13 protein-coding genes and 1 riboswitch are annotated in these 14149 nt (G+C 63.6%); of the genes, 12 read left to right on the forward strand and 1 reads right to left on the reverse strand.

Going from position 1 to position 14149, the window contains the following annotated elements; all coding sequences use genetic code 11:
- Positions 1 to 24: 24 nt before the first annotated feature.
- The 3 genes from BZF57_RS00335 (at position 25) to BZF57_RS00345 (ending at position 2920) form a co-directional block, all read left to right on the forward strand.
- Positions 25 to 969: a MipA/OmpV family protein gene (locus tag BZF57_RS00335; protein ID WP_162290926.1), complete on the forward strand. Its 945-nt coding sequence runs from the start codon at positions 25 to 27 to the stop codon at positions 967 to 969.
- A 71-nt stretch (positions 970 to 1040) separates the two neighbouring features.
- The gene (locus BZF57_RS00340) at positions 1041 to 2321 is read left to right on the forward strand and encodes a metal-dependent hydrolase family protein (RefSeq protein WP_086733445.1); all 1281 of its coding nucleotides are present in this window, start codon (positions 1041 to 1043) and stop codon (positions 2319 to 2321) included.
- A complete protein-coding gene (locus BZF57_RS00345; RefSeq protein WP_086733447.1) occupies positions 2318 to 2920 on the forward strand; it encodes a DUF2585 family protein in 603 nt (200 codons plus the stop codon). The genes BZF57_RS00340 and BZF57_RS00345 overlap by 4 nt, the downstream gene beginning before the upstream one ends.
- A gap of 3 nt (positions 2921 to 2923) precedes the next feature.
- Here BZF57_RS00345 and BZF57_RS00350 read toward each other — a convergent pair whose 3' ends face one another.
- A complete protein-coding gene (locus BZF57_RS00350) occupies positions 2924 to 4738 on the reverse strand; it encodes a patatin-like phospholipase family protein (protein ID WP_143738267.1) in 1815 nt (604 codons plus the stop codon).
- 196 nt (positions 4739 to 4934) lie between these two features.
- On the opposite strand from BZF57_RS00350, the gene BZF57_RS00355 reads away from it, so the two are divergent.
- The 9 genes from BZF57_RS00355 (at position 4935) to BZF57_RS00395 (ending at position 14030) form a co-directional block, all read left to right on the forward strand.
- On the forward strand, positions 4935 to 5534 hold the full coding sequence (locus BZF57_RS00355) for a thiamine biosynthesis protein ThiC (RefSeq protein WP_086733451.1): 600 nt from the start codon (positions 4935 to 4937) through the stop codon (positions 5532 to 5534).
- Positions 5535 to 5627: 93 nt separating this feature from the next.
- Positions 5628 to 6125 (forward strand): styrene oxide isomerase, encoded by a 498-nt coding sequence (locus BZF57_RS00360; protein ID WP_206073170.1) that lies wholly within the window; start codon positions 5628 to 5630, stop codon positions 6123 to 6125.
- The gene (locus tag BZF57_RS00365) at positions 6122 to 6976 is read left to right on the forward strand and encodes a metal-dependent hydrolase (RefSeq protein ID WP_162290927.1); all 855 of its coding nucleotides are present in this window, start codon (positions 6122 to 6124) and stop codon (positions 6974 to 6976) included. Before BZF57_RS00360 ends, BZF57_RS00365 begins: the two co-directional genes overlap by 4 nt.
- Before the next feature lie 56 nt (positions 6977 to 7032).
- Positions 7033 to 7404 carry a hypothetical protein gene (locus tag BZF57_RS00370; protein WP_086733455.1) on the forward strand — a complete coding sequence of 124 codons (372 nt, stop codon included), beginning with the start codon at positions 7033 to 7035 and terminating at the stop codon, positions 7402 to 7404.
- A gap of 21 nt (positions 7405 to 7425) precedes the next feature.
- The gene (locus tag BZF57_RS00375; protein WP_086733457.1) at positions 7426 to 9267 is read left to right on the forward strand and encodes a tetratricopeptide repeat protein; all 1842 of its coding nucleotides are present in this window, start codon (positions 7426 to 7428) and stop codon (positions 9265 to 9267) included.
- Between the two features lie 45 nt (positions 9268 to 9312).
- Positions 9313 to 9422: riboswitch (TPP riboswitch) on the forward strand.
- Between the two features lie 41 nt (positions 9423 to 9463).
- On the forward strand, positions 9464 to 11335 hold the full coding sequence (gene thiC / locus BZF57_RS00380; protein WP_086733459.1) for a phosphomethylpyrimidine synthase ThiC: 1872 nt from the start codon (positions 9464 to 9466) through the stop codon (positions 11333 to 11335).
- Positions 11336 to 11494: 159 nt separating this feature from the next.
- The gene (locus tag BZF57_RS00385; RefSeq protein WP_086733460.1) at positions 11495 to 11965 is read left to right on the forward strand and encodes a Rid family hydrolase; all 471 of its coding nucleotides are present in this window, start codon (positions 11495 to 11497) and stop codon (positions 11963 to 11965) included.
- An 80-nt stretch (positions 11966 to 12045) separates the two neighbouring features.
- On the forward strand, positions 12046 to 13152 hold the full coding sequence (locus tag BZF57_RS20550) for a hypothetical protein (protein WP_143738269.1): 1107 nt from the start codon (positions 12046 to 12048) through the stop codon (positions 13150 to 13152).
- The gene (locus tag BZF57_RS00395; protein WP_086733464.1) at positions 13149 to 14030 is read left to right on the forward strand and encodes a restriction endonuclease; all 882 of its coding nucleotides are present in this window, start codon (positions 13149 to 13151) and stop codon (positions 14028 to 14030) included. The genes BZF57_RS20550 and BZF57_RS00395 overlap by 4 nt, the downstream gene beginning before the upstream one ends.
- The last annotated feature ends 119 nt before the right edge of the window (positions 14031 to 14149 follow it).

A 14149-nucleotide genomic window follows, 5' to 3' on the forward strand; every position in this document is an offset into this window, starting at 1 on the left:
TCACTTGCCCGAGGATCGCACCCCATGAACCCCCGCACCCTTGTCGCTCCGCTGGCGCTCGCCACCGGTCTTGTCGCCGCGCCTGCCTTTGCCGGGGAGGCTGAAGCCGAGGCCGAGGCCGAGGCCGTCGTTGCCGCCGAGGAAGCCCAGCCCGCCGCGCCCGCCCCTGCCGCGCCGCCGCCCTTCGCTTTCGCCAAGCCGGTGTTCGACAAGACCTGGGCAACCATCGGCCTCGGGGTCGGGATGGTGCCGAGCTATGCGGGCTCCGACGATTACATCGCCTTCCCCCTGCCGCTGATCGCGGGCCGCGTCGGCGGGGTGGGGATCGCACCCAATGGCCCGGGCTTCGTGCTCGACCTCAATTCGCCCAAGCCCGCGATGGGGCCGAGGAAGGGCGCGCGCATCGCCTTTGGCCCGGCCTTCCGCTTCCGCAACGATCGCAACAACCGCATCTCCGACGAGGTGGTCGCGCGCGCGGGCAAGCTCGATGCAGCGCTCGAGGTGGGCGGCAATCTCGCGGTCAACATCCCCAACGTGGTCAAGCCTTTCGACCAGCTCGGCATCGGCGTGCAGGCGCGCCGCGACGTGCTGGGCGCGCATGGCGGCTGGGTGATCGAGCCGCAGGTCAGCTATCGCGCGCTGCTGGGCAAGGGCTTCACGCTGCAAGCCCAGGCAAGCGCCGAGTTCGTCGACGACAGCTTTGCCGATTACTACTTCACCGTCAGCCCCGCGCAGGCCGCCGCGACGGGCCTCGCGCAATACCGCGCCGACGGGGGATTGAACCGCGTCGGCACCACCGCGATCCTCGCCTATGATCTCGACCGCAATCCGCTGAACGGCGGGTGGAGCCTTAACGGCGTGGGCGGCTATTCGCGGCTGATCGGCGATAGCGCCGACACGCCCTACACCTCGGTCAGGGGCGACGCGAACCAGTTCATCCTCGGTCTCGGGGTCGCCTACACCTTCTGAGGGCGCGCACTCTTGCCTTGGGTCCCTCCTCGCGCCATCACGCTAGGCCGAGACCCAAGGGGAGAGACCGCATGAATACGATCCGCAAGGCGCTGGCCGCCGGCACCGCTCTGGCCGCCACGCTGCTCGCCGCCGCGCCGGCGCTGGCCGAGACCGTCGCGATCCGCGCCGGGAGCGTCATCACCGATGCCGCCGCCGAGGCGAGCGGCCCGGCGACGATCCTTGTCGAGGACGGCAAGATCGTCTCGATCACCCCCGGCCACAGCGTAAAGGCCGACCGCGAGATCGACCTCAAGGGCAAGACCGTGCTGCCCGGCCTGATCGATCTCCACACCCACCTCACCGGCGATCCGGGCGGGGACTTCTGGAAGGAAGCGGTCGAGCCCGAGGAATGGGGCGTGGTCGTCGGCGCCAAGAACGCGCGCATCACCGCGCTTGCGGGCTTCACCACCGTGCGCGAAGCGGGAAGCGGGCAGGAGACCGCCTTCTCGCTGCGCCGCGGCACCGCGGAGGGCCTGATCCCCGGCCCGCGCATCGTCGCCGCCGGCCCTGCGCTCTCGATCATCGGCGGGCACGGCGATACCAACGGCTTCACCCCCGAGGTGAATGCGCTGCTCGACACCGGCTTCAACTGCACCGGCGTGGTCGAATGTGCGGCCAAGGTGCGCCTCGCCAGCCAGAACGGCTCGGACGTCATCAAGATCACCGCGACCGGCGGTGTGCTGAGCCAGCAAGGCCGCGGGCTCGAGGCGCATTTCACCTTCGACGAGATGAAGGCGATCGCCGACACCGCGCATTCGCTCGGCCTCAAGGTCATGGCCCACGCCCACGGCGCACGCGGGATCGAGCAGGCGGCACGGGCCGGGATCGATTCGATCGAGCACGGCACCTATCTCGATGAAGCCGCCGCCAAGGTGATGCGCGAGAAGGGCGTGGTGCTGGTGCCGACGCTGATGGCGCTGGAGGGCGTCAGCGAGGGGCTGGGCAAGGGCGTCTATACCCCCGTGGTCGAGGCCAAGATCCGCGCAGTGCAGCCGCTGATGAACTCGCTCGTTTCCCGCGCGCGGCAGTACGGCGTCACGGTCGTCTTCGGCACCGATGCGGGCGTCTACCAGCACGGCCGCAATGCCGAGGAGCTGGGCCTGATGCGCAAGCAGGGCATGACCGACCGCGAAGTGCTCGCCAGCGCCACCACCGGCGCTGCCAAGGTGCTCGGCATGGAAAGCCAGATCGGCCGCCTCGCGCCGGGCTATTCGGCCGACATCATCGCGGTGAGCGGCGATCCGCTCAAGGACGTGACCGTGCTCGAGAAGGTCGATTTCGTGATGGTGCGCGGCCGGGTGATTGAATGAGCGCTGGCGCCCTCATCCCCGACCGGCGCACGATCCTCGTCGCGCTCGGCATCACGATTGTCACCGTCGCCATCCTGCTCGCCATGGGCCGCACGCCGATCTGCGAATGCGGCTATGTCAGCCTGTGGCACGGGCAGATCAACGATGCCGGCAACAGCCAGCACATCGCCGACTGGTACACGCCGAGCCACATCATCCACGGCATGATCTTCTACGCCCTGGGCTGGTGGCTGTTCGTGAAGCGCGGTCTGGGCGGGGCGAACGGTGTGCGCTGGGGCTTCCCGCTCGCGGTGCTGCTCGAGGCGGCGTGGGAGGTGCTGGAAAACACCCCGATGGTCATCAACCGCTTCCGCGCGGTGACCGCCAATTTCGGCTATTCAGGCGATAGCGTGCTGAACTCTGCCGCCGATATCGGCTGGATGAGCTTAGGCTTCTGGCTCGCCCTGCGCCTGCCGGTGCGGGTGACGGTGACGCTGGCGATCATCGGCGAGCTGTTGGCGGGCTATGTGGTGCGCGACAACCTGACGCTCAATGTCATCATGCTGCTGTTCCCGCTCGATGCGATTGCCGACTGGCAGGCTGCGGGCGGGGTCGCCTAGCCGCTAGCGCGCCTTCATCGCGGCGAGCTCGGGCCGCGCGGCAATCGCTGCGATGGTGTGCTGGCGCGCGGCTTCGGCGACGCTCGCGCCCAGATGCCAGTCGAGGATCTGCATCCCTTCCGGGATCGGCGGGATCAACAGCGCATCGGCCTTGGCAAGCGCGCCGCCGACACCCGCTTCCGAGCCGACCACCATCGCGCGGCTCATGATCTCGACGAGGCTGGGGAAGGGCCGCGCGGGCTTGCGGCGCAGCACAAGGTCGCGAAACAGCTCCCACGGCGTGCGCACATCGCCATAGCGCGCCTCGATCCGCCATGCCGCCCCGGCATTGGCGTGGAGCGCGACCACCACGTTGGGCCCTGCTTTCGCCGCGCGCATGATCTCCACCGGCACATTGTCGAGCACGCCGCCGTCGATCAGCACATCGCCCTCGGGCGTGACGAAAGGCGGGAGGATCGTCGGCAGGCTGCCCGAGGCGCGCACCGCCTCCCACAGCGCCCCGCGGCGGTGGACATGGACGCGGTTGGTCGAAAGATTGGTCGAGACCGCGAAGTAATTGAACGGCAGGTCGGCAATGTCGGTCTCGCCGTAGCGCATCCTCAGTTGCGCATCGAACACCCGCGGATCGAGCAGCGAGTGCACCGGGATCGTCACCCGCCGCATCGCGCGCTGGGTGATGAACATCTCCTGCAATTGCACGAGCGTTTCCTGCGCAGTGAGGCCCTTGGCGAGCGCGCCGGCCATCGCCGCGCCCGCGCTGGTGCCGCCGTAGAAATCGATCGGTACGCCTTCCTCGATCAGCGCCTGCATCACGCCGATATGCGCGCAGCCGAGCGCGCCGCCGCCCGCCAGCACCACGCCATTGGCGCGCCCCGCGATGAACCGCGCGACGCGGGCGAGGCTCGCGGGGGCATCCAATGCGATGTGGTGGTGGAGCTTGACCCCGCGCGCATCGAGCCACCGGCCCGAGCCGCTGATCGCCGCGTTCTCGCGCTCGCGCCACAGCACCAGCGTGCGGTCGTCCGGGCGGAAGCGGGGGGGGGCATAGTCCTCGAGCGGAGAGAGCGCCGCCTCGCCGCCCGCCAGCGGGGCGATGAGCAGCAGATCGTCGGCATTGCGGGCGATGGCGCGGTTCCAAGCCTCGTCCGCGCCGCCGAGCAGCAGGATCCGCGCGCCGGAGGCTTCGAGCTGCGCGATCCAGCCGCCGAAGGCCTCGCCCGCGAAGTCGAGCCCCGCGGGCGCATCGGCGGGGACGATCAGGCGCACGGCTTCATAGCGGGCGAGCTCTGCGGCGAGGCGCTGCGGGAGGCCATCGGGAATGGCGCTCGCCCCGGCAGGCAGCAGCGCCACGACCCGCCCGGGCTTTGCTGCCAGCGCGGCGGACTGCGCAGTGGTGCGCGCCAGCCGCCGGGCGATCTCGGCGAGGATCGCATCGGCGACCTCGCGGTGGCTGTCGGTGACCGCACGCCAGCTCTCGCGGGTGAGGGCATAGACCGTGCTGTCGCGCGCCGCGCGGACATCGGCGGTTCGGGTGCCCCCGGCGAAGAAGGCGAGTTCGCCCACCGGTTCGCCCGCCTCGATCTCGGCCACCACGCGCTCGCCCGCGTCGGCCGCCGCGATCAGCACGTGGAAGCGCCCGGTGGCGACGATGTAGAGCGTGTCGGCCTCCTCGCCGCGCCGCACCAGCAGCTCGCCGCCGCGCACGCTCACCAGATGCGCACTCGCCGCGAGCGCCGCGCGCGCGGCTTCGGGGAGACCGGCGAAGGCCTCGACCTGAGCCAGAACCTCTCCGGCCTGCCTGCCCCCGGCTGCGCTCACTTGCGGCAATCCCCCTTGTTCCCCCGCGAATCCGCGGGTCCTGCGCGAGCCTAGCCGAAAGCCCAAGCGACGCAATTGGCGCGCCGCGGGCCGATCAGGCGGGTTTTGCGAAAGGATGCGCGGGCAGGGCCCTGTAACCTCGCACGGCGTGGCAGCGAACCGGAGCGGTCACGCTTTCTGCCGAACGGGGTCTCTCATGGAATTCACGCAAGCCCGCACCATCCGCGCGATCGCCGCGCTGCTGATCGTCGCCACCATCACCCAGAGCGTCTACACCGCGCTCTATGTCGCCAAGCTGGATGTGCCGCGCCAGCTGCTGTGGGGCACCGAGGGCGTGCTGTTCCCGCTGCTCGCCGCACTGGCCGCCTCGGCGATGGCGCGCGGCGGGCGGCTTGGCCTGGCCTTCGCCGCCATCGCCTTTGCCGCGGTGCTCAACCTCGTGCAGGTGGGCGTCGGGCTGACGCTGTTCTTCCCCTTCGGCGATGCCGCCAAGGCCGATCCGGCGCTCGCCCCGCTGGCGGGTGCGGTCGTCGCCTTCGCCTTCCTGGTCTATAACGCCGCCAAGCTGCTGCTGGGGCTGGCGGCGCTGCTGACGGGCCTTGCGCGCGTGTCGCAGGGCGGCAAGCTGCTGGGCGGCGCGACCGCGCTCGTCGGAGGCCTCGCGATGCTGGCCAATGGCGCGACCATCGCTGCGGGCAGCAAGGTCTTTGGCGAGCTCCCGCTCGCAGGCGGCACCGGCGTGCTGGCGACGCTGCTGCTCGCCCTGTGCCTGCCCGCCGCAACGCGCGAGACCTGACAGGCCCCCCGCCTCTGGCCACACGTCCGCCGATGGCCTATCGTCCCCGCCAAGGCCCGGCGCATCACGACCGGGCCGCAAGGGGAGGGGCATATGCTGACCGAGCGCAGGCGCGCCCTGCTGGTCTTCAACGGGATCGGCCTGATCGCCACCGCCGTGCTGGCGGGTTGGCTCTATTTCTTCTTCACGCTGGGCGCGATCGACCTGTGGCCCTTCGTCACCGACGTGCCCGTGGCGATCCCGGGTGACCGGCGCGCGTGGAACATGGCGCACCTCGAAGGCATCACCAACGGCACCATGCTGATCGCCATCGGTGCGGCGGGCGGATATCTGAGGCTGGGCGACCGGGCGCAGGGCGTGCTGTTCTGGGCGGCGCTCGCTTTCGGCTGGCTGTTCACCCTGCCCGCCATCGCCAACGCCCTGTTCGGCACCCGCGGGCTGGAGTTCGGCGGTGGGCCGTTCGCGGGCGACGTCACCATCAACAACATCATCTTCCTCGCTGGATGGCCCGCGATGATCGGCGTGCATCTCGCGGTCGCCCTGCTGCTGTGGGGCGCCTGGCAGCATCACCGCCACGGGAGCGGGCAATGACCGCGCCGATCCTCGTGCGCCGCATCCCCTTCGCCTTCGACGAGGGCATCGCCCCGGTCTGGCACACGCAGCGGCCCGAATGGAGCCACATGGTCAACGGCGCCTCGCTCGCCATGCCCTATCTCGAGCCCTTCCTGATCAGGACCGTCACCGAGGCGCTGAAGCAGGTCGACGATCCCGCCCTCAAGGCCGACGTCCACGGCTTCATCGGGCAGGAGGGCGTCCACTTCCAGAGTCACCGCCGCTACAACGAGATATTGAAGCGCCACTACCCCGAGCTTGAGCAGGTCGAGGCCGCGATGGAGGCCGATTACCGCCGCTTCCAGAAGCGCAGTCTGAAGTGGCGGCTGGCCTATACCGCCGGGTTCGAGACCATGACGATGGGCATCACCGAATGGCTGATCCGTTCGCGCCGCCAGCTGTTCGCGGGCGCCGACAGCGCGATCGCCTCGCTGGTGCTGTGGCACATGGTCGAGGAGACCGAGCACAAGAATGTCGCCTGGGATCTCTACAACCACCTCTACGGCGACTGGCGCGGCCGCGCATGGGGGCTGGTGTGCGGGACGGTGCATGTCGCGCTCGCCAGCCGCAAGGGCTATGCCGCGATGCTGAAGCGCGACGGGCTGTGGCGCAATCCGGCGAGCCGCCTGCGGCTGTGGGCGATGGTCGCGCGCTTCCTGATCCACGCCTCGCCCGCGATGCTGCGCTCGCTGATGCCGGGCTACCACCCCGCCAAGGTGCGCGATCCGGCCTGGGTGGCGCATTGGGCCAGCGCCTATGCGGGCTTGCCCGAGGGCAGCATCCCGCTGCTCGACACCGCCGATCCGGAGATACCGGCGCGCCTTGCGTGAGGGGGCGGGGCAGAAAGGTCTTTCTTATACCAGGTTAGCGTGCAATCTTTCCCGCCATGGGGCGCATCTTTCAGACCTTCGCTTTTATCCTGTTGGCCGCCGGAATGCCTGCTTTTGCAGCGGTTAAGGGCGAGCCGTTACCGGGTCGGAAGCCTGCTGCCGAACAGCAAAACAGCCAGCCGTCTGCGACAACAGAGCAAAGGTTGGAGCGACTGGAGAAGGAACTGGCCGACGCACGGTACCAGCGGGACATCGCGCAAATTCACGCCGATCTGATCGACCGACAGACCAGCTGGTTTGAACTTTTGATTGCTGGATTTGCAGCCGTTATCTCGGTTGTCGTGATCTACTTTTCATTTCGGTTCAGTAAAGCTGCAGTCGCTGAGGCCAAGCAAGAGGTCATTGAGTATAAAGAAAAATTGGACTAACGGGTCGAAAGCGTCAAAGCCTTGGCCAAGAACGTTGAAGCGATCGCCGCGGAGGCAGAAACCAAGCTGGAAGCGCTGCGAGGTCATGAACAAACTGCCAAGCAGATTGTGGCCAATTTACCCCCCAATGAAACGCCCGCTGACGAAAAAGATCGCCAGACTCTGCGCGACATAGCGCGCGAAGCATTGGCGAAGCCGCGCGGTGAACGGTCGGTGGATGATTACCGAGCGCTCGTAATGGTTGCGATGTTGGATAAAGACTGGGAGGCCATGGAACGTCGTGCCGGCGCGATGACCTATATCTTCGAGGATGCCGACCCAGAGAGCTTGGCTTTTGCATATTTCCGGCGCGCCCATGCACTAAGCGAACTCGGTCGAGATGCTGAGCTGCTCCAAGCTCTTGATGACTTTGTTGCTCGCTTTGGCGATAGCTCGCTACCTGATCTGCAAAGGCAAGTCGCCATAGCGTTGTTTAACAAGGGCGTCACGCTTAGCCAACTCGACAGGTCAGAGGATGCCATTGCAACCTTCGACGATGTTCTGTCCCGATTTGAGGGCAGCTCTCTACCTGTGCTACAGGAGCAAGTGGCCAAGACCTTCTTGAACAAAGGTGTCACACTCGGCCAACTCAACCGGCCGGAGGATGAAGTTTCCGTTTACGACGAGTTACTCACCCGCTTCGGGGACAGCGCCCTGCCTGCGCTTCAGGAGCAAGTGGCCAAGGCGCTGGTCAACAAAGGTATCACTCTCGGCCAGCTTGACCGGTCGGAAGATGAAATTGCTGTTTACGAAGAATTACTCACCCGCTTCGGGGATAGCGCCCTGCCTGCGCTTCAGGAGCAAGTGGCCAAAGCACTGATTAGCAAGGGCATCTCGCTCGGCCAGCTTGACCGGGCCGAGGATGAGATTGCTGTTTATGACGAGTTACTCACCCGCTTCGGGGACAGCGTCCAGCCTTCGCTTCAGGAGCATGTGGCCAAAGCACTGGTCAACAAAGGCGTCACTCTCGGGGAGCTTGAGCGGTCCGAAAATGCAATTGCTGTTTATGACGAGGTGCTAGCCCGATTCGGGAAAAGTACATTGCCGGCGGTTCAGGAATGGGTGGCTGTAGCGCTGATCAATAAGGGAAGCAGGCTTGCTAAGCTTGATCAGTTCGAAAACGAGATTGCTGCCTACGATGAAGTAGTAGTTCGGTTTAGTAATAATCCTTTGCCTGTGCTCCAAGAACGCGTTGCCATGGCGTTAGTCAACAAAGGAGTGACGCAGGATCAGCATGATCGACCAGATCATGCGATTGCTACCTATGACCAAGTGCTAGCCCGATTTGGAGGCAGCGCGTTGCCAGTGCTTCATGATTGGGTGGCCACGGCGCTGATATACAAGGGAGTTGCATTAGGCAATCTTAAGCAGTTCGAAGATGAGATTGCTTTATATGACGATGTTGTAAACCGTTTTGGAGATAGCAAACTGCCGACAGTGCAGGAGAAGGTGGCCATGGCGCAGGTCTACAAGGGGGTCACGCTAGGCCAGCTTGAACGATCCACAGATTCCATTGCGTCTTTTGACAGTGTTTTGACCCGTTTTGGAAGCAGCGAACTGCCTGAGTTGCAGGAATGGGTGGCTAAGGCGCACTATAACAAGGCGTGCGTCTTTGGAAGGGGAGCCGATCTAGCAAATTGCATCGCGGCACTGGATCAATGGCGCATTTACGTTGGCAGATTGGATTGCGATAAAATTGCGAAGGATACCGATTTCGATCGTGTGCGTGACGATCCGCAGTTCATCGCCTTCCTTGCAGAAAATGGTTGCGCCCCTCCGCCCAAGCCCAAGCGTCAACGCAAGCCTCGTAAGCCCAGTGCCTAGTCGGCACCCGCCTCTCGACACCCCATCCGAATCCCTCTAATCCCTCGCCCATCCCCGGGGAGCACGCTTGTGCTGAGAGGGGCGGTTAGCATCGCCCGACCCGTCGAACCTGAACCGATTAGCATCGGCGGAGGGAGTGGGCTGGTCGCTTGAACCATGGGCCCGCGCTCTATCCGCCATGAGGAGAGAGAGCATCATGGCCGACATCAACAGCCCCGTCGAAATCGGCGTCACCACCGGGCCTATCCGTGGCAGCCGCAAGGTTTACGTGGGCGCGCGCACCGGCTCCGGCATCCGCGTCGCCATGCGCGAGATCGATCTCGAGGGCGGCGAGCCGAGCGTGCGGGTCTACGACACCTCGGGCCCTTATACCGACCCCGCCGCCACCATCGACATCAGCGCCGGGCTTGCCCCGCTGCGCCGCGACTGGATTCTCGCGCGCGGTGACGTGGAGGACTATGACGGCCGCGAAGTGAAGCCGGAGGACAATGGCCGCCTCGGCCCCGACCGTTCGGGTGGCGTCCCGCAATATCCCAACGCGATCAAGCGGCCTCTTCGGGCCAAGGCGGGGATGAACGTCAGCCAGATGCACTACGCCCGCCGCGGCATCATCACCCCCGAGATGGAATATGTCGCCGAGCGCGAGAACCTCGGGCGCGAAATCGCTGCCGACCTGATCCGCGACGGCGAGAGCTGGGGTGCGGAGATCCCCGATGTCATCACCCCCGAATTCGTCCGCAGCGAAGTCGCGCGCGGCCGCGCGATCATCCCCTCCAACATCAACCACCCCGAAAGCGAGCCGATGGCGATCGGGCGCAACTTCCTCGTCAAGATCAACGCCAACATCGGCAACTCCGCCGTGGCGAGCGATGTGGCGAGCGAAGTCGACAAGATGGTCTGGGCGACCCGCTGGGGCGCGGACACGATCATGGACCTCTCAACCGGGCGCAACATCCACGACACCCGCGAATGGATCATCCGCAACTCGCCCGTGCCGATCGGCACCGTGCCGATCTATCAGGCGCTTGAGAAGGTCGGCGGCATCGCGGAAGAACTCACCTGGGAAATCTTCCGCGACACGCTGATCGAGCAGGCCGAACAGGGCGTCGACTACTTCACCATCCATGCGGGCGTGCGCCTCCCCTACATCCCGCTCACCGCCAAGCGCGTCACCGGGATCGTCAGCCGCGGCGGCTCGATCATGGCCAAGTGGTGCCTCGCGCACCACAAGGAGAGCTTCCTCTACGAGCATTTCGACGAGATCACCGAGATCATGAAGGCCTATGACATCGCCTATTCGCTGGGCGATGGCCTGCGCCCCGGCTCGATCCGCGATGCCAATGACGAAGCCCAGTTCGCCGAGCTCTACACCCTGGGCGAGCTCACCAAGCGCGCCTGGGAACAGGACGTGCAGGTGATGATCGAAGGCCCCGGCCACGTGCCGATGCACAAGATCAAGCAGAACATGGAAAAGCAGCTCGAGGCCTGTGGCGAGGCGCCGTTCTACACCCTCGGGCCGCTCGTCACCGACATCGCGCCGGGCTATGACCACATCACCAGCGGCATCGGCGCGGCGCAGATCGGGTGGTACGGCACGGCGATGCTCTGCTACGTCACCCCCAAGGAGCACTTGGGCCTGCCCGACCGCGACGATGTGAAGGTCGGCGTGGTCACCTACAAGCTCGCCGCCCACGCCGCGGACCTCGCCAAGGGGCACCCCGCCGCACAGGTGCGCGACGATGCACTGAGCAAAGCTCGCTTCGAGTTCCGCTGGCGCGACCAGTTCAACCTCAGCCTCGACCCCGAAACCGCCGAGCAATATCACGACCAGACCCTCCCCGCCGAGGGCGCGAAGTCGGCGCATTTCTGCTCGATGTGCGGGCCGAAATTCTGCTCGATGAAGATCACGCAGGAAGTCCGCGACTTCGCCGCCAAGCAGAACGCCGGGATCGAAACCTTCGTCGCCAGCGAGGAAGAAGCCGAGAAGGGCATGGCCGAAATGAGCGAGAAGTTCCGCGAAGTCGGCAACCAGCTCTACGTCGGCGCCGGCGACCGCGAGCACGACTGAGGCCTCCTTTCCCCCTCCCCCCGGGGAGGGGGTACGGGGGTGGGGGCTCCACTGTGCGAGGGAGGGGCAAGGGATCGGACGCCGAGCCCCCATCCCCAACCCCTTCCCCCAAGGGAAGGGGCTTGATAGGTTCCTCTTTGAAGGGGGAGGGAAGCCACCATGCACCACGCACACATCACCCGCGCCGCTGCCGCTCTGGCGCTCGCGCTGGCCGCCACTGCCGCCCATGCCGGCGAGCCCAAGCAGGCCATCATGCCCGAGAACGCAGAGGCCCGCGCCTTCCAGGAGGCGGTGGGCTTCTCCGACGCGGTGATCCACGGCGACACCATCTACCTTTCGGGCGTGGTCGCCGCACCGCGCGAGGGCGAGACCAGCCTCGTCCCCGCCTACGAACGCGCCTTCGCCCGCCTCGACGCGACCCTCAAGCGCCTCGGCGCGAGCTGGGACGACGTGCTGGTGTTCGACACCTTCCACGCGGGAAAAATGAGCGCGCAGCTCGACGATCTGGTGACGGTCAAGAACCGCTACATCAAAGCCCCCTTCCCGGCCTGGACCGCGGTGGGCGTGACCGAGTTGTACGAGCCGACCGCGGTGACGGAGATCAAGCTGACGGTGAGGAAGCCGGGGTGAGACTTTTGATGCGTTTGGATCGTTGCACTTTCGAGCAAAATCGAGCAGGCTAACATGGTCCCCCTTGTCTGAAGGCGTTTATGCAGATCGAAGCCAAAACAGTTCGTCCTGAGCAGCTTCTGCTTGATCCGAATAATTATCGATTCCATGATTTGAATGGCTATAGACCAGTTAGTCGTGCCAGATATGCTGAACAGGGCGTGCAAGATCGCGCACTTCAATTTCTGAGAGATACGGCATCATTCGATCTTAATGCACTTCGAGACTCTATTATTTCAAATGGATTTGTCCCATTTGAACAAATTGTAGTCGAGACTTATGATGGCGAGGGTGATAATGCTCGTTACGTGGTAGTTGAGGGTAATCGGCGCACGGCTGCAATCAAAACTATCTTGGCTGACTGCAATGGTGGTGGATTGGATCTTTCCAAAGATGTTGTTGATACGCTACAGCAATTCACAGTCATTGAAATTGTCGGCACTGATGCTGAGCGGGCTAATTACCAAAAAACCCTCATGGCAATACGGCACGTTGCGGGTATTCGTGAATGGGGCCCCTATCAGCAAGCGCGACTTGTTGTTGAAATGTACGACAAAGAAGAGGGGGCATTCGGTCCAGTCGCGCAGCGCATAGGGATCAATGCTAGAGAAGTGGCTCGCCGATATCGTGCTTCAAAAGCGCTAGAGCAGATGGAGAAAGACGATGAGTATGGCGATCGAGCTGATCCGAAATTATATGCATTCTTTCATGAGGCGGTGTCGCAGCCGAAAGTCAGAGAGTGGTTGAAGTTCTCCGATGAAACGTACGCTGCTGAAGATGCAGAAGCGCGAAAGTTGTTTTATGAACTTCTGACCCCTCGCGAGATTGATGGAGCGAAGCTGCCTCCAAAGCTCCAGAGTGCCAACCCGCAGGTCCGGCAGTTGAAAGATATTGTCGACAAACCAGTTCCATTGAAGGTTCTTGCTGATCCTGAGCGAACTTTTCATGATGCACTGAAGTCGGCTGAAGCTGAAACTTCCTCCGATGAAACAGGTCTACTTGAGCACGCTATTGGCGTCGCACTTAACTCCCTAAAGCAGCCTAGTATCGATGCCTGGCTTAGCCCTGATGAGGATGCCAAAGCTCTCTGGACCGAGTTCGTGGCTTTGGTCGATAAGGTTCGTGCCTTTATGCAACAGCAAGCATGAAGCTTCCATTAGTTGTAGCTAGTCTGGAGGAAGAGATCGGCCTTAATGGCGGCCCACGAGACTTGCAGCGTGCAATCGAAGCAGTCTTGGTGTCTAAGCATGGACTTCCACCAATTCAATCTGCGGAGCATGCTGATCGTCTGAAGGACCGAATTGCAAGCTTCATTTCCGAACGTGAGGCTACAACTCTCGATGCGGGTGGAAGCCCAGTACTTCGAGTTATAGGTTCTGTTAGTACCTTAGTGGCAGGGTTTTGCTATCCATTGCCTGGCGAGGACCCAGAATTAAACTTAATGAGAGCAAGGCGAGCTCACGTCAGCGCTATTTTCGACCGCATGAGGGCATTGAGTTTCGCGGAATTCGAGAAGTTCGGCGCTCGCTTTCTGCGGGAACTCGGTGCAAGAATCGGACGCGTTACCCCTCAGAGTAATGATCAGGGAATCGATTTTTATGGAGAATTCTCACTCAGGCAAGTGCATGCGGCGCCGGAGCCTTTCCTTGTCTTAGCCAAAGAGGTGCGCTTATTGTTTGCGGGTCAAGCAAAACACTATCCAAACAGATCGATAGGACCATCCGAAATAAGAGAGTTAATTGGTGCCTTGACTCTTGCTAGGACAAAGACCCACTCCTCCGATGGGGTTGATATTTTCAAAGATCTATCTATTAGACCATTTACACCCGTAATGGCGCTAATTTTTACTACAGGAGAGCTGACAAGTGGGGCTGTGAGATTGTCAGAAGCTGCTGGAATTATCGCAAAGACTGGACTTCAGCTTGCTGTTTTCCTCGCGGATAGGGGTGTCGGGTTAGTAGGGGGCGAAGGAAACCAGAATTTTGATGAGCACGCGTTTCTAGATTGGCTTCACGCTGACGCTTGATTGCGCACCGAAACGCAAAGCGACGAGCTCAATTATTGGCGCACGCCCCCCTTTCCTACACCCCCCTTGCGAGTCATCCTCCCCCGATGACCCGCGCTTCCTCCCCCCGCTCGCCCCGG

This window comes from Erythrobacter colymbi (assembly GCF_002155685.1).
Lineage (GTDB): Bacteria > Pseudomonadota > Alphaproteobacteria > Sphingomonadales > Sphingomonadaceae > Erythrobacter > Erythrobacter colymbi.